Below are 14,487 nucleotides of genomic sequence, written 5' to 3'. Positions count from 1 at the left end.
GCCGGAGTGAGGGCACACCGAGCCTAGGCGAGGTGCCGAGTGGTGGGGCAAGAGCGTTTTGCTTACTTTTGCGCTGTTCAAAAGTGAGCCGCTGTAAGAGCGGAACCAATAGCAGCCGTTACCTAAATAACGGATATACACTCACTCAATCAATCAACCCAACCCCAACCGCCCATGCCACTCGGCAATCGACTCCTCTGGATACTCCTCAAACTCCAGGTCCCCCGCGCGAACACTCACCTCAACCCACGGCGCCTTCGACCCCAGCATCAAATGCGTATGCTCCGGCGGCACCGGCAACGGCGTATCAATCGCCGAAGCAAACGGATGAATCAACTCCGGCCACTGCGGACTGAACAACCACAACCCCGACCCACACTGCGAACAAAAATGCCGCTCAGCCGTACTCGCATGCGCCCGGCTATCCCCCGGCCCTTTCATCCGCGCGTGATAAATCGAAATCAACTTGCGCCCCCGTACCTTGAGGCTCCTGGCATCCCCCCCAAGGTTGATCGCATACCCGCCACCCCCCTGGGTCTTGCGACAAATCGAGCAATAACACCGCTGATAAGGGTAGGGATGCGCACTCTCAAGACTGAACGAAACCGCGCCGCAATGGCAGGAACCTTCAAGCTGCATGACCAGATCTCCTTCGCAAAAGGGCAACGTTAGCTTAGGCGCCCGGCAGCCGGGGCGGTTCCATCTCGGGCATCAAGGTCGCGATCAACGCCCGAATCGTCCCCGGCAACGCCTCCAGTTCCCGCACCAGAATACTGCGCTCACGCACTGCCCAAACCTCATCCAGCTTCACCGTCACCAGTTGCATGGTCCGGCTGTGCCGCACGGCGGCCGACTCGGGAATGATGCCGATCCCCACGCCCGCCTCAACCATCCGGCAGATCGCCTCGAAGCTCGACATTTGAATGCGCAACGACAAGTGCTTGCCCAGCCGCTCCACATGCTCACGCAGGAAACTCAGCAACGTGCTGCCGTCATGCAAGCCGATATGCTGATAAGCCAGGGTTTGCTCCAGCGTCACCGAAGGCAGGCCCGCCAGCGGATGCCCCACCGGTACCGTCAGCACCAGGTGGTCGGTGCTGAAGTGCAGCACCTGCAAACCCGATGCTTCCACAGGCCCGGCAATAATCCCCATGTCGCTGGTGCCATCCAGCACGCCCCGCACGATGTCCCGTGACAGCCGCTCCTGCAGGTCCACCGTCACGCCGGGTCGCTGGGACAGGAAGCCGGCCAGCACCTCCGGGAGAAACTCGGTCACGGCGGTGGTGTTGGCAAAAATGCGGATATGTCCGGCCGAGTCGATGCCGTATTGGGTGAACTCGCTTTTCAGGTAATCCACCTGGCGCATGATCAGCCGCGCATGGTGCAGCAGCCGTTCGCCCGCCGGGGTAATTTCCACACCACGGCTGTCGCGGTACAACAGGCGGGTGTCGAGTTGGCCCTCCAGGGCCTTTATCCGCGCACTGGCGGCGGCCGGCGAAAGGAACGCGCGCTTGGCGCCCTGGGTCAGGCTGGGGGATTCGGCGATATGGATAAACAGGCGTAAGTCAGCCAGATCAAAGTGCATGCAAGGCTCCGGGGCAGCGACGAAGAACCCATGTGGGAGCAGGCAAGCCAGCTCCCACATTGATCATCCGGGTTCTTGAGATCTTTTTATGGGCGATGGCGTTCAGCATAGCCGAACGCTGCTTTATTGAAATGCAAATTCTCAGAACGGCCAGGGCCCAGCATGATCCGGTTCAGATTCCCTGCCCGAGGACATGCACCTGATGAGCGCCACAGACTGGATCGGCCGTAGCGAAACAGCCCACGACCACTTGAGCCACAACCTGCTCAAACGCATCGCCGCCACCTTTGGCGAAGCGGCACCGGCAGATGGCGAGCCGGTTCCGCCCTTGTGGCAATGGTGCTTCTTCCAGGACCCGCTGCCCGAGTCCGCCCTGGGCGGTGACGGTCATCCGGCCCGTGGCGGCTTCCTGCCGCCGGCCGATAACCGCAACCGCATGTGGGCCGGCGGGCGCATCGAGTTCTTCCATGCATTGCGTGCCGGTGAGGCCGCCACCCGCGTTTCGACCATCACCCAGGTGGAAGAAAAAACCGGTCGCACCGGCTCGTTGTTGTTCGTCACCGTGCGCCACGACTATTCCCAGGACGGCCGCCTGGCCCTGCGCGAAGAACAGGACATCGTCTACCGCGAACCCACGCCGCCCAAGCAGGGCAGTGGTGACGCGCTCCCCGAAGGCGCCTGGCGTGAAGCGGTCGACCCGACGCCAACCCTGTTGTTCCGCTACAGCGCCGTGACCTTCAACGGCCACCGCATTCACTACGACTACCCCTATGTCACCGGCACCGAAGGTTATTCGGGGCTGGTGGTGCACGGTCCGCTGATCGCCACCTTGAGCCTGCGCGCATTTTGCCGCGCCAACCCCGCGGCCACGTTGCGCCGTTTCTCGTATCGCGGCGTGCGTCCGTTGATTGCCCCGCAAGCCTTTGAAGTGGGCGGGCACATCACCGCGCCGGGCGTCGCGGAACTGTGGGCGGGCAACGCCGACGGCCTGGCCCAGCGCGCCGAACTGCATTTCGAATAAACCTCCAAGAACAACAGGCGGAGAGCCGTTAATGAACCCGAATGACAACGAAGAACTGAATGCCATCCGCGAAGGCGTGCGCGCACTCTGCGCCGAATTCGACGCCGCCTACTGGCGCAAGGTCGATGAAGAAAAGGGCTTCCCGGAAGCCTTCGTCAAAGCCCTGACCGACGCCGGCTGGCTGTCGGCAATGATCCCCGAAGAATACGGTGGCTCCGGCCTGGGGCTGGCGGAAGCCTCGGTGATTCTGGAAGAAGTGAACCGCTGCGGCGGCAACTCCGGCACCGTCCACGGCCAGATGTACAACATGTTCACCTTGCTGCGTCACGGCAGCGAAGCACAGAAACGCTTCTACCTGCCCAAGCTCGCCAGCGGCGAATTGCGCCTGCAGTCGATGGCCGTGACCGAGCCCACCACCGGCACTGACACCACCAAAATCAAGACCACCGCAGTCAAGCGCGGCGACAAGTACGTGATCAACGGCCAGAAAGTCTGGATCTCGCGGGTGCAGCATTCCGACCTGATGATCCTGCTGGCCCGCACCACGCCGTTGGCCGAGGTGAAGAAAAAATCCGAAGGCATGTCGATCTTCCTGGTGGACTTGCGGGAAGCCATCGGCAACGGCCTGACCGTGCAGCCCATCGCCAACATGGTCAACCACGAGACCAACGAACTGTTCTTCGACAACCTGGAGTTGCCGCTGGACAGCCTGATTGGCGAGGAGGGCAAGGGCTTTCGCTACATCCTCGACGGCTTGAATGCCGAGCGGACGCTGATTGCCGCCGAGTGCATCGGCGATGGCCGCTGGTTTATCGAGAAAGCCAGCGCCTATGCCCGCGACCGCGTGGTATTTGGTCGGCCCATCGGACAGAACCAGGGCGTGCAGTTCCCGATTGCCGAAGCCCATATCGAGATCGAAGCGGCCGACTTGATGCGCTGGCGTGCCTGTGAGGAATACGACAGCGGCGCCAATGCCGGGGCCAGCGCGAACATGGCCAAGTACCTCGCGGCCAAGGCTTCCTGGGAGGCGGCCAACGCCTGCCTGCAAACCCACGGCGGCTTCGGGTTTGCCTGCGAATACGACGTGGAGCGCAAGTTCCGCGAGACCCGCCTGTACCAGGTTGCGCCGATCTCCACCAACCTGATCCTGTCCTACGTGGCCGAGCATCTGCTCGAACTGCCACGCAGCTTCTGAGGGCCCGACCATGAGCCATACCCAAGCGCTGTGCCGGTTCCTCGCCGAGTTGAATTACGCACAATTGCCGGACGCCGTACTCGCCCGCACCGAAGACCTGTTCCTCGACTGGCTCGCCTCGGCGCTGGCCAGCAAGGGCGCGCATCCGATCCCGCTGTTCGAACGTTATGCCCGCAGGATGGGCCCGGCTGATGGCCCGGCGCAGATCATCGTCAACGGCGGCAGCAGCAGTGCCTATTTCGCCGCGCTGGTGAATGGCGCGTCGTCGCACCTGGTGGAGCAGGATGACCTGCACAACAGCTCGGTATTGCACCCGGCGACCGTGGTGTTTCCGGCGGCATTGGCGGCGGCGCAAGACCTCGGCAAGTCCGGTCGCGAGCTGCTGCTGGCCTCGGTGGCCGGTTACGAAGCCGGGATTCGCATCGGCGAATTCATGGGCCGCTCCCACTACCGGATCTTCCACACCACGGCCACCGTCGGCACCCTCGCAGCGGCGGTGGCCGTGGGCAAATTGCTCGACTTCAACCAAGAGCAATTCATCAACCTGCTGGGCAGTGCCGGCACTCAGGCGGCCGGGCTGTGGGAGTTCCTGCGGGACGCCGCCGACTCCAAGCAACTGCACACTGCCAAGGCCGCTGCCGATGGTTTGCTGGCGGCGTATCTGACAGCGGACGGGCTGACCGGTGCGCGCAATATTCTGGAAGGCGATCAGGGGATGGCGGCGGGCATGTCCACCGACGCCGACCCAGGCAAATTGTCCGATCGCCTCGGCAGCCGCTGGGCGCTGCTGGAAACGTCGTTCAAGTTCCATGCTTCATGCCGCCACACCCATCCGGCCGCCGATGCGCTGCTGGATCTGATGCAGCGCGAAGGGCTGGGCCATGAGCAGATCGCCCATGTGGAAACCCGCGTTCACCAGGGCGCCATCGACGTTTTGGGCCGGGTGACGCTGCCGCAGACCGTGCACCAGGCCAAGTTTTCCATGGGCACCGTATTGGGGTTGATCGCCGTGCATGGCAAGGCCGGGCTGACCGAGTTTCACGAGCTGGCGCTGAGTGACGGGGACGTGGCGGCGTTTCGCGACAAGGTCTCCATGACCCTCGACGCCGAAGTCGACGGTGCCTATCCGCAGCGCTGGCTGGGCCGGGTGATCGTGACCACCGCCGATGGTCGCACCCTGCACGGCGCCATCGACGAACCCAAGGGCGACCCGGGCAACACCCTGAACCGCTCGGAGCTGGCCGACAAGTTCCAGCGCCTGACTCAATTCAGCGGTGCCCGCACACCCGCGCAAACCACCGGGCTGATCGAAAAAGTCTGGGACCTGCGCAACGCCGCGTCCCTGGCTCACTGGCTTTAAGGAACTGTCATGACCGCTAATCAACGACCGCTGGACGGCATCACCGTTGTCAGCCTGGAACACGCGATTGCCGCACCGTTCTGCACTCGCCAGTTGGCCGACCTGGGCGCGCGGGTGATCAAGATCGAACGTCCCGGGGCGGGCGACTTTGCCCGGGGCTATGACGAGCGCGTGCGCGGCCTGGCCTCGCATTTCGTGTGGACCAACCGTTCCAAGGAAAGCCTGACCCTGGACCTCAAGCACGACGATGCCGGGAACATCCTGGAAACCCTGCTGGCCGATGCCGATGTGCTGGTGCAGAACCTCGCACCGGGCGCGGCCGCGCGCATGGGATTGTCATTCGAGGCGCTGCATGAGCGCTTCCCGCGGCTGATCGTCTGCGACATCTCCGGCTATGGCGAGGGTGGCCCGTATGAAAAGAAAAAGGCCTACGACCTGCTGATCCAGAGCGAAGGCGGCTTTCTCTCGGTCACCGGTGGCCCGGGTGAAGACCAGATGGCCAAGGCCGGCTGCTCCATCGCCGATATCTCCGCCGGGATGTACGCCTACAGCGGCATCCTCTCGGCGCTGCTGCTGCGGGGCAAGACCGGGCAGGGCAGTCGCATCGACGTCAGCATGCTGGAAAGCCTGGTGGAGTGGATGGGCTACCCGATGTATTACGCGTTCGACGGCGCGCCCCAGCCACCGCGCGCGGGTGCGGCGCATTCGACGATCTACCCCTACGGGCCGTTTCCCACCGGCGACGGCGGCACGGTGATGCTCGGGTTGCAGAATGAGCGGGAATGGGCGGCGTTCTGCGACAAGGTGCTGCTCACCCCGGAATTGGCCACCGACGAGCGTTTCTCGGCCAACTTCAAGCGTTCGGAAAACCGCGACGCGCTGCGCCAGATCATCGTCGACAGTTTTGCGCAGATGAGCGCCGAGGGCGTGATCCAGCGCCTGGAAGACGCGCAAATCGCCAGTGCACGAGTCAACGACATGCAAGGCGTGTGGGACCACCCGCAGCTCAAGGCCCGGGACAGTTGGCGTGAAGTCGACAGCCCGGCGGGCAAGTTGCCGTCGTTGCTGCCACCGGCACGCAATGCCGCGTTCACCCCGCGGATGGATGCGGTGCCGGGGCTGGGGCAGCACAGCCAGGGGATTCTCGACCAGCTGGGTTACTCCGCTGAAGCCATCGACGGCCTGCGTATCCGCGGCGTTATCTGACAAGGAATCGAACGATGCCAACCTCTCTTGTGCGCTCTGCGCTGTTTGTACCGGGCAGCCGACCGGAACGTTTTGCCAAGGCCCTGGCCAGCGGCGCCGATGCGGTGATTGTGGATTTTGAAGACGCGGTGGAAGAGCCGCTCAAGCGTCAGGCCCGGGACAACCTCGGGGTGTTTTTGCAGGCGGCGCCGGCGGCGCGGGTGTGGGTGCGGATCAACGCGCCGGAGCATCCCGAGCATTTTGCCGATGTGGCGTTCTGTCAGGCCCACGCCGGGGTCGCAGGGGTGTTGCTGCCCAAGGTTGAAAGTGCGGCCCAGGTGGCCGTGGTGGCTGCAACGGGAAAGGCTATCTGGCCGATTATCGAGAGTGCGCGGGGTTTGCTGGCGGTGGCGGAAATCGCCCATGCGCCGCTGGTGGAGCGCCTGTCGTTTGGTGGCCTGGACCTGGCGCTGGACTTGAACCTGAGCAGCGGCTCCCCGGCCGCGCAATTTGCCCTCGACCAGGCTCGCCTTGCCTTGATCGTGCATTCCCGCGCCGCCGGGCTGGTGGCGCCGCTGGACGGCGTGCACCCGGCCATCGACGACCCCGAAGGCCTGCGCCGTTCGATTCGGCATGCCTATGAAATGGGCTTTGCCGGCGCGCTGTGTATCCATCCCAAGCAGGTGGCGGTGATTCACCAGGCGTTGGCCCCCAGTGCCGAGGATCTGGCCTGGGCCAAACGGGTGGTGGACGCCGGTGCCCATGGGGCCGGGGCGTATCAGCTGGACGGGCAGATGGTGGATGCACCGGTGTTGCTGCGGGCCCAACGATTATTAGCCGCGCAACCGTAGAAATGTGGGAGCGGGCTTGCTCGCGAAAGCGGTGTGTCAGCCAGTGCATCCGGTGACTGGCACACCGCTTTCGCGAGCAAGCCCGCTCCCACATTGGATCTCTGTCGTTTGCAAAATCGGCGTTCGTCCACGCCGAACGCAGGTATCTAAAATTCGAAATTCTCTATACGCGTGACATCAGGCACCTTGCCCTATAACACAACAATAAGAAGGTGATTTTCCATGCTCAAGCTTTCTCGGGCGCTGTTCTGCGCCGCCACCTTGTTTGCCGCGGGCCTGGCCCAGGCGGCCGACCCCATCGTGATCAAGTTCGCCCACGTCGTCGCGGAAAACACCCCCAAAGGCCAGGGCGCCTTGCTGTTCAAGAAGCTCGCTGAAGAACGCCTGCCCGGCCGGGTGAAAGTCGAGGTGTACCCTAACTCCTCGCTGTTCGGCGACGGCAAGGAAATGGAAGCGCTGCTGCTGGGCGACGTGCAGATGCTGGCGCCGTCCCTGGCCAAGTTTGAGCAGTACACCAAGCAAGTACAGATCTACGACCTGCCGTTCCTGTTCAACGACCTGGCGGCGGTCGACCGTTTCCAGGCGGCCCAGGGCAAGGCGTTGCTGACCTCGATGCAAGACAAGAACATCCTCGGCCTGGCCTATTGGCACAACGGCCTCAAGCAACTGTCGGCGAACAAGGCATTGCGTGAGCCCAAGGATGCCCGTGGCCTGAAGTTCCGCGTGCAGGCCTCCAGCGTCCTGGAAGAGCAGTTCAAGGCGATCCGCGCCAACCCGCGCAAGATGAGTTTTGCCGAGGTGTACCAGGGCTTGCAGACCGGCACCGTCAACGGCACCGAGAACACCTGGTCGAACTATGAAAGCCAGAAGGTCAACGAAGTGCAGAAGTACTTCACCGAATCCAACCATGGCCTGATCGACTACATGGTGATCACCAACGCCAAGTTCTGGAACGGCCTGCCGCCGGATGTGCGCACCACCCTGGACCAGGTCATGGTTGAGGTCACCGTCGAGGTGAACAAGCAGGCCGAGGCGCTGAACCAGTCGGCCAAGCAGAAGATCATCGACGCCAAGACCAGCGAAATCATCGAACTGACGCCGGAGCAACGCCAGCTCTGGCGCGAAGCCATGCGCCCGGTGTGGCAGAAGTTCGAAGGTGAAATCGGCGCTGACCTGATCAAGGCGGCCGACGCGTCGAACCAGTAATTTGGAGAGCACCGAGATCAAATGTGGGAGCGGGCTTGCTCGCGAATGCGGTGTATCAGTCACCGAATGCATCAACTGAAAGACTGCATTCGCGAGCAAGCCCGCTCCCACATTTTGATCCGGTTCCCGCCTCCAAGCCTTGCACACACCTATCTCCGCTTCGCGAGGTTTTGCCATGCAAACGCTAAGGCGCGTCTGGGAGCACCTGGAGGAAGGCTTTATCGCCATCCTGCTGGCCGCCATGACCCTGGTGACTTTTGTCTACGTCATGCTCAACAACATCTACACCCTGTTCTTTGCCCTTGCCGACAAGTGGGCGTGGAGCAGCGGTTTCTTCAACGCCCTGGGTGACCACACCATGGGCTGGGCCCAGGACATGACCTGGAGCGTGGCGCTGACCAAGGCCATGTTCGGCTGGCTGATTTTCTTCGGCATCTCCTACGGCGTGCGCACCGCCGGCCACTTGGGCGTGGACGCGCTGGTCAAGCTGACGCCGCGCCGGGTGCAGCGCCTGCTGGGCATGCTGGCTTGCCTGTGCTGCCTGGCCTACGCCGGGTTGTTCATGGTTGCCAGCTACAAATGGCTGAGTGCGGTCACCACCGCGCACATCGGCGCCGAAGACCTCGACAAGTTCGGCATCGATGTCGACGACATCGTGGTGATCGTGCCCATCGGCTTTGCCCTGGTGTTCATCCGCTATCTGGAAATCTTCTACCGCATCTTCACCCACCGCCAAACCGGGCTGGGCCTGGCCGACGAAGCCGGTGAAGCCAGCAAGTTGGCCGGCAGCCATGAGGAGCGTCACTGATGGCCGTTCTGTGTCTGTTTTTGCTGCTGTTCGTGTTCATGTTCCTCGGTGTGCCCATCGCGATTTCCCTGGGGTTGTCGGGCGCGGTGTCGATCCTGATGTTCAGCCCGGACTCGGTGAGTTCCCTGGCAATCAAGCTGTTTGAAACCTCGGACGCCTATACCTTCCTGGCGATTCCGTTCTTCCTGTTGTCGGGTGCGTTCATGACCACCGGTGGCGTGGCGCAGCGGCTGATCGACTTTGCCAACGCCTGCGTCGGGCATATCCGCGGCGGGCTGGCGATTGCGGCGGTGCTGGCATGCATGCTGTTTGCCGCACTGTCGGGCTCCTCGCCCGCGACAGTGGCGGCGGTGGGTTCGATTGCCGTGGCGGGCATGGTGCGCTCGGGCTACCCGAAGGAATTCGGCGCCGGGATCATCTGCAACGCCGGTACCCTGGGCATCCTGATTCCGCCGTCGATCGTGATGGTGGTGTACTCGGCCGCCACGGAAACCTCGGTGGGCAAGCTGTTCATGGCCGGGGTGATTCCGGGCCTGCTGCTGGGCTTGATGTTGATGGTCGCGATCTACATCGTCGCGCGCATCAAGAAACTGCCGGCCCAGCCACGGGCGACCTTTCGCGAGTGGCTGACCTGCGCCCGCCGGGCATTCTGGGGCCTGTTGCTGCTGGTGATCATCCTGGGCGGGATCTACAGCGGCATGTTCACCCCGACCGAAGCGGCGGCGGTGGCGGCGGTGTACTCGGCGTTTGTCGCGCTGTTCATCTACAAGGACATGAAGATCAGGGATTGCCCCAAGGTGCTGCTGGAGTCCGGGCGCCTGGCGATCATGCTGATGTTTATCATCGCCAACGCCATGCTCTTCGCTCACGTGCTGACTACGGAGCAGATTCCCCAGGAAATCACCGCGTGGGTGATCTCCGAGGGCCTGACGCCGATTGGTTTCCTGATCATGGTCAACGTGGTGCTGCTGGTGGCGGGCAGCTTTATGGAGCCGTCGGCAATCGTGCTGATCCTGGCGCCGATCTTTTTCCCGATTGCGATGAAGCTGGGGATCGACCCGATTCACCTGGGGATTGTGATGGTGGTCAACATGGAGATTGGCCTGGTGCATCCGCCGGTGGGGTTGAACCTGTTTGTGACCTCGGCAGTGACCGGGCTGACGCTGGGGCAGACCATCCGCGCGGCGTTGCCGTGGCTGATGATCCTGCTGGTGTTCCTGATCATGGTGACTTACCTGCCGTTCATATCGCTGGCCTTGCCGCACTGGCTGGGGATGTAAACCCAACTTGAATCACGCCACAAAACAATGTGGGAGCGGGCTTGCCCGCGATGGGGGTGTGTCAGCCAGCACATGTGCCGACTGATACACCGCCATCGCGGGCAAGCCCGCTCCCACATTTGAGGTGTGCAGGGATTTATTTATCCATCGCACTCAAGATCGCATGGGCCACTTTTACCCGTTCGGCATTCGGGTAGTTCTTGTTCGCCAGGATCACCACCCCCAGGCCTCTGCTCGGCACGTACGCCACATAGGCGCCAAAACCACTGGTGGCGCCAGTCTTGTTCACCAGCGTGTCGGCATGGGGCGCTTGCGGTGGTGTCAGCCAGTTGACCTTGTGGGGCTGAAAGGCCATTTGTGCCGAGTTGCCTTGGGTCAATGCATCCAGCGTGATCGGGTAGGGGTACATCTCCCAGCCGAGGCCCTGGGTCATGCCATCCACCGTGTAGTAGCCGGTGTGGGTTGCGGCAATCGCCTGTTGCAGCGGCTTCTCCAGCTTCGCCGGGTGCATGTTCACTTCAACGTACTGAATCAGGTCCGAGGTGCTGGTCTTGATGCCGTAGGCCTCGGCGTCCAGGGCGCCAGGCCCGACGCGCACCGGTTTGCCGGCCTTGTCGTAACCCTGGGCGTACAGGTTCATTTGTGACTTGGGTACGCTGATAAAGGTGTGCTTGAGGCCGAGTTTCGGCAGCAGGGTCTGCGCCATCAACCGGTCAAACGGCTGGCCCAGGCTTTGCGCTGCCAGGTGGCCGAACAAGCCGATGCTCGGGTTGGAATACAGGCGTTGCGTGCCGGGAGCGAAGTCCGGTTTCCAGTGCTGGTAGTAGCTGATCATCTTGCCGGCGTTATCGGACTCATCGGGGAATTGCAGGGGCAAGCCACCTGCGGTGTAGGTGCCGAGGTTGAGCAGGCTGATGTGGTCAAACGTGGCGCCGCGCAATGCCGGCAGGTATTGGCTGGCCGGGTCCGACAGCTTCAGCTTGCCGTTGGCCAGGGCATAGCCGGCGAGGGTGGCGGTGAAGGTCTTGCTCACCGAGCCGATTTCAAACAGGGTGTTTTCGGTGACGGGCTGCTTGCTCTCCTTGCTGGCAACGCCGTAGTTAAAGTATTGCGCCTTGCCGTTCTGTACGATCGCCACCGACAGGCCGGCGATGTCCTGTTGCTGCATCAGGGGCTGGACCGTACTGTCCACGACCTGGCGCATGTCGGTAGCCGCCATGCAGTTGCCTGCGCCGAGCAATAAGGCGAATATCGCGGTGTTGCGCACGGTTGGAAAAAGGGATGTGTACATGATGACGTGACTTCCATGAAGGTGATCGGGTGAATACCGTTGCCTGCGCAGGCGCCGCAAATCTAGGCAGTTTGTGATCCCGCGGCAAACGATGATATCTCGCAACAGCCATTAGAAAAATTAGGGTCAAGCCATGCTCCGTTCCCATTTGCCACTCAACGCGCTGCGAGCCTTCGAGGCGTCTGCGCGGCATTTGAGTTTTACCCGGGCGGCGATTGAACTGTGCGTCACCCAGGCGGCGGTCAGTCACCAGGTGAAAAGCCTGGAGGCGCAGCTCAATGTCACGCTGTTCAAACGCCTGCCCCGGGGCCTGATGCTCACCAGCGAGGGCGAGACCCTGCTGCCGGTGTTGCGCGAATCCTTCGACCGGATAGCTCAAACCTTAGGCCAGTTTGAAGGTGGGCATTACCGCGAAGTATTGACGGTAGGCGCGGTGGGCACCTTTGCGGTGGGCTGGCTGTTGCCGCGGCTTGCGGATTTCCAGGCGCGCTACCCGTTTATCGACTTGCGCCTGTCCACCAACAACAACCGCGTCGACGTGGCGGCCGAAGGCCTGGATTACGCAATCCGGTTTGGTTCCGGCGCGTGGCACGGCACCGAGGCGTGCCAGTTGCTGGAGGCGCCGCTGACGGTGCTGTGCGTGCCGCAACTTGCTCGGCAATTGCAGACTCCGGCGGACCTGTTGAAGCACACGCTGCTGCGCTCATATCGTGCGGATGAGTGGACGCAATGGTTCCAGGCCGCGGGCTTGCCTGCCGATACGCTGGTGCCGCGCAGTATCGTTTTCGACTCGTCCCTGGCGATGATGGAGGCGGCGCTGCAAGGGGCGGGGGTGGCCCTCGCGCCGGCGATGATGTTCAGCCGGCAGTTGGCGACGGACGTGATTCGCCAGCCGTTCGAGATCGGCATCACCACCGGCAGTTATTGGCTGACGCGCTTGCAGTCACGGGCCGAGACGCCGGCGATGCTGGCGTTCAAGACGTGGTTGCGTGAAGTGGCCATGCATTGAGGTTGGGTCGACGCTGTGGCGAGGGAGCTTGCTCCCGCTGGGCCGCGAAGCGGCCCCTAAGAAGCGGCGGTGTTAGTTCAGCAAGAACGCGGCGGATGGTTTCAGGGGCGCTGTGCAACCCAGCGGGAGCAAGCTCCCTCGCCACAGGTTATTCTCCCACTCGGTCTGCCCATTGATCATAAGAGGCTGCAATGCAAACTTCCGGCGTAGACATCCGTCAACTCAAGGCCTTCGTGGTGGTGGCCGAGGAGCTCAGCTTCGTGCGCGCCGCGACCCGCCTGCATGTCTCGCAACCGGCGCTGTCCCAGACCATCCGCCAGTTTGAGGCGCTGCTGGACGTACAACTGTTCCAACGCAACACCCGCAACGTAGCACTGACCGAAGCCGGCCTGGCCTTGCTGGTAGAGGCGCGGGAAATCGTCAATGGCGTAAGCCGCCTGGTACGCACCGCCCACGAACATGCACGCGGCGTACGCGGCTCATTGAATATCGGCTTCCTGATCGGCGCGGGTGTGGACTTGATGCCGCAAATCCTCAGCGTGTTCGCCAAGCGCTACCCGGAGATCGAACTGGTGGTGCGCGAGTATGACTTCGGCTCGCCCCATGCCGGGATCGACGAGGGCATGGACGTGTCGGTGCTGCGCCCGCCACTGGGCCTGCCGGACATCGAGTTGCACACCCTGGTGACCGAACCCTGCGTGGCGTGCCTGGCGTCCAGCCACCGGTTGGCCGGGGAGAGCAGCGTGAGCATCTACGACGTGCTGGATGAACCGATCATTGCTGCACCGGGAGTGGGCGTGTGGCGCAGTTTCTGGACCGCCGACGCGTACCGCGATGGCCAGCCGGCGCGGATCGTCCATGAAGCTTCGACGGTGGAGACCGAGTTGCAGGCGGTGGCGTCGGAGCGCGGGATCAGTATCACCGCGCTGTCCACCGCACGTTTTTATGCACGGCCCGGCCTGGCCTTCCCGGTGATCAGCGATATGCCGATGTGTGAAGTGGCGGTCGCCTTGCCGCCACAACCGAGTGTGGCGGCGCGCAACTTTGCCGAGTTGGCGATGGAAGTGGCGAGCAGCCGGCGTTAGTCAGGACAGGTCGTGCAGGGATTTGCCGTTGGGCGCACTTACCTGAAGCTCGGAAAACTCCACCTCCAGCCCGCCACGTTCCGGCGTGCAGCAATAAGGTCCCACCCGATACGACGCAGCCACGGGGAACGGCGCCAGGCGCACCAATGGCCAACTCACACCATCCACCGACACCTGCACGCGCAGCACGCCCTTGGCCACGGTGGCGCGAATCCAGAACGCCTCGGGATCACCCGGGAACACACCGGTGGCCCAGTCCGACACGCCATCGGTCAATACGCTGCTCAACAGCGTCACACCGTCGGACAGCTCTGCACCGATCTTCACCCAATGCGCTTCATCCACCCGCACCATCAACCCGGCCTGGTCATACAGGTGGGTAAACGCGCTGTGGATCTTGACCTGGGCGGTGAAGTCACCGTCGGTTTCAACAAACAGGAAATGCCCGTTGTCGCGCACAAAACCATAGTGGGTTTCGCGCCAGAAATCGGTGCTGGCATCGGTGCGCACCTTGAGGCGCTCGCCTTCTTGGCTCCATTGCTGGGGTTGATTGAGCCAACTGGCCTGTTCAAACATCGGGAAGCTCCTTGAAGGTGACAAGACAAAACCCC

General features: G+C 62.7%; 14 protein-coding genes. 10 read left to right on the top strand and 4 right to left on the bottom strand.

Translation table 11 applies throughout. The annotated features are described in order from the left end of the window. Positions 1-153: 153 nt before the first annotated feature. Both HX873_RS00350 and HX873_RS00345 read right to left on the bottom strand, forming a co-directional pair. Positions 154-639 carry a GFA family protein gene (locus HX873_RS00350; protein ID WP_177047289.1) on the bottom strand — a complete coding sequence of 162 codons (486 nt, stop codon included), beginning with the start codon at positions 637-639 and terminating at the stop codon, positions 154-156. 34 nt (positions 640-673) lie between these two features. Further along, positions 674-1,585, bottom strand: a complete 912-nt coding sequence (locus HX873_RS00345) for a LysR family transcriptional regulator (protein WP_008436234.1) — start codon at positions 1,583-1,585, stop codon at positions 674-676. Positions 1,586-1,787: 202 nt separating this feature from the next. On the opposite strand from HX873_RS00345, the gene HX873_RS00340 reads away from it, so the two are divergent. From HX873_RS00340 to dctM, 8 genes are all read left to right on the top strand, one after another. Beyond that, positions 1,788-2,606 carry a MaoC family dehydratase N-terminal domain-containing protein gene (locus HX873_RS00340; protein WP_008436236.1) on the top strand — a complete coding sequence of 273 codons (819 nt, stop codon included), beginning with the start codon at positions 1,788-1,790 and terminating at the stop codon, positions 2,604-2,606. Positions 2,607-2,637: 31 nt separating this feature from the next. Further along, positions 2,638-3,801, top strand: a complete 1,164-nt coding sequence (locus tag HX873_RS00335) for an acyl-CoA dehydrogenase family protein (protein ID WP_177019774.1) — start codon at positions 2,638-2,640, stop codon at positions 3,799-3,801. 10 nt (positions 3,802-3,811) lie between these two features. Next, positions 3,812-5,161, top strand: a complete 1,350-nt coding sequence (locus HX873_RS00330) for an MmgE/PrpD family protein (protein ID WP_008436239.1) — start codon at positions 3,812-3,814, stop codon at positions 5,159-5,161. Between the two features lie 9 nt (positions 5,162-5,170). Next, positions 5,171-6,367: a CaiB/BaiF CoA-transferase family protein gene (locus tag HX873_RS00325; RefSeq protein ID WP_177122233.1), complete on the top strand. Its 1,197-nt coding sequence runs from the start codon at positions 5,171-5,173 to the stop codon at positions 6,365-6,367. A 14-nt stretch (positions 6,368-6,381) separates the two neighbouring features. Beyond that, complete coding sequence (locus HX873_RS00320) at positions 6,382-7,197, top strand: CoA ester lyase (protein ID WP_177122232.1); 816 nt, start codon at positions 6,382-6,384, stop codon at positions 7,195-7,197. 222 nt (positions 7,198-7,419) lie between these two features. Further along, a complete protein-coding gene (dctP, locus tag HX873_RS00315) occupies positions 7,420-8,403 on the top strand; it encodes a C4-dicarboxylate TRAP substrate-binding protein DctP (RefSeq protein WP_003215057.1) in 984 nt (327 codons plus the stop codon). Positions 8,404-8,578: 175 nt separating this feature from the next. After that, positions 8,579-9,211: a TRAP transporter small permease gene (locus HX873_RS00310; protein ID WP_003215060.1), complete on the top strand. Its 633-nt coding sequence runs from the start codon at positions 8,579-8,581 to the stop codon at positions 9,209-9,211. Continuing rightward, on the top strand, positions 9,211-10,491 hold the full coding sequence (gene dctM, locus HX873_RS00305) for a C4-dicarboxylate TRAP transporter large permease protein DctM (RefSeq protein ID WP_003215062.1): 1,281 nt from the start codon (positions 9,211-9,213) through the stop codon (positions 10,489-10,491). The genes HX873_RS00310 and dctM overlap by 1 nt, the downstream gene beginning before the upstream one ends. Positions 10,492-10,627: 136 nt before the next feature. On the opposite strand, the gene ampC is transcribed toward dctM, so the two are convergent. Continuing rightward, positions 10,628-11,782 (bottom strand): class C beta-lactamase, encoded by a 1,155-nt coding sequence (gene ampC / locus HX873_RS00300; protein ID WP_177122231.1) that lies wholly within the window; start codon positions 11,780-11,782, stop codon positions 10,628-10,630. A 133-nt stretch (positions 11,783-11,915) separates the two neighbouring features. Between ampC and HX873_RS00295 the strand changes: the two genes are divergently transcribed. After that, positions 11,916-12,791 carry a LysR family transcriptional regulator gene (locus HX873_RS00295; RefSeq protein ID WP_003215066.1) on the top strand — a complete coding sequence of 292 codons (876 nt, stop codon included), beginning with the start codon at positions 11,916-11,918 and terminating at the stop codon, positions 12,789-12,791. A 191-nt stretch (positions 12,792-12,982) separates the two neighbouring features. After that, positions 12,983-13,876 (top strand): LysR family transcriptional regulator, encoded by an 894-nt coding sequence (locus HX873_RS00290; protein WP_177122230.1) that lies wholly within the window; start codon positions 12,983-12,985, stop codon positions 13,874-13,876. On the opposite strand, the gene HX873_RS00285 is transcribed toward HX873_RS00290, so the two are convergent. Further along, positions 13,877-14,452 carry a DUF1349 domain-containing protein gene (locus tag HX873_RS00285; protein WP_003215071.1) on the bottom strand — a complete coding sequence of 192 codons (576 nt, stop codon included), beginning with the start codon at positions 14,450-14,452 and terminating at the stop codon, positions 13,877-13,879. Positions 14,453-14,487: the final 35 nt, after the last annotated feature.

Source organism: Pseudomonas sp. P7758 (assembly GCF_013386485.1).
In the GTDB taxonomy this organism is placed as follows: Bacteria; Pseudomonadota; Gammaproteobacteria; order Pseudomonadales; family Pseudomonadaceae; genus Aquipseudomonas.
Note: the sequence above shows the minus strand (reverse complement) of the source record. Positions and strands in the feature narration are given on the sequence as shown.

Excerpts from the sequence above, each read along its gene's own strand:
- HX873_RS00350 (WP_177047289.1), bottom strand. The coding sequence starts at position 639 with ATGCAGCTTGAAGGTTCCTGCCATTGCGGCGCGGTTTCGTTCAGTCTT.
- HX873_RS00345 (WP_008436234.1), bottom strand. The coding sequence starts at position 1,585 with ATGCACTTTGATCTGGCTGACTTACGCCTGTTTATCCATATCGCCGAA.
- HX873_RS00340 (WP_008436236.1), top strand. The coding sequence starts at position 1,788 with ATGAGCGCCACAGACTGGATCGGCCGTAGCGAAACAGCCCACGACCAC.
- HX873_RS00335 (WP_177019774.1), top strand. The coding sequence starts at position 2,638 with ATGAACCCGAATGACAACGAAGAACTGAATGCCATCCGCGAAGGCGTG.
- HX873_RS00330 (WP_008436239.1), top strand. The coding sequence starts at position 3,812 with ATGAGCCATACCCAAGCGCTGTGCCGGTTCCTCGCCGAGTTGAATTAC.
- HX873_RS00325 (WP_177122233.1), top strand. The coding sequence starts at position 5,171 with ATGACCGCTAATCAACGACCGCTGGACGGCATCACCGTTGTCAGCCTG.
- HX873_RS00320 (WP_177122232.1), top strand. The coding sequence starts at position 6,382 with ATGCCAACCTCTCTTGTGCGCTCTGCGCTGTTTGTACCGGGCAGCCGA.
- dctP (WP_003215057.1), top strand. The coding sequence starts at position 7,420 with ATGCTCAAGCTTTCTCGGGCGCTGTTCTGCGCCGCCACCTTGTTTGCC.
- HX873_RS00310 (WP_003215060.1), top strand. The coding sequence starts at position 8,579 with ATGCAAACGCTAAGGCGCGTCTGGGAGCACCTGGAGGAAGGCTTTATC.
- dctM (WP_003215062.1), top strand. The coding sequence starts at position 9,211 with ATGGCCGTTCTGTGTCTGTTTTTGCTGCTGTTCGTGTTCATGTTCCTC.
- ampC (WP_177122231.1), bottom strand. The coding sequence starts at position 11,782 with ATGTACACATCCCTTTTTCCAACCGTGCGCAACACCGCGATATTCGCC.
- HX873_RS00295 (WP_003215066.1), top strand. The coding sequence starts at position 11,916 with ATGCTCCGTTCCCATTTGCCACTCAACGCGCTGCGAGCCTTCGAGGCG.
- HX873_RS00290 (WP_177122230.1), top strand. The coding sequence starts at position 12,983 with ATGCAAACTTCCGGCGTAGACATCCGTCAACTCAAGGCCTTCGTGGTG.
- HX873_RS00285 (WP_003215071.1), bottom strand. The coding sequence starts at position 14,452 with ATGTTTGAACAGGCCAGTTGGCTCAATCAACCCCAGCAATGGAGCCAA.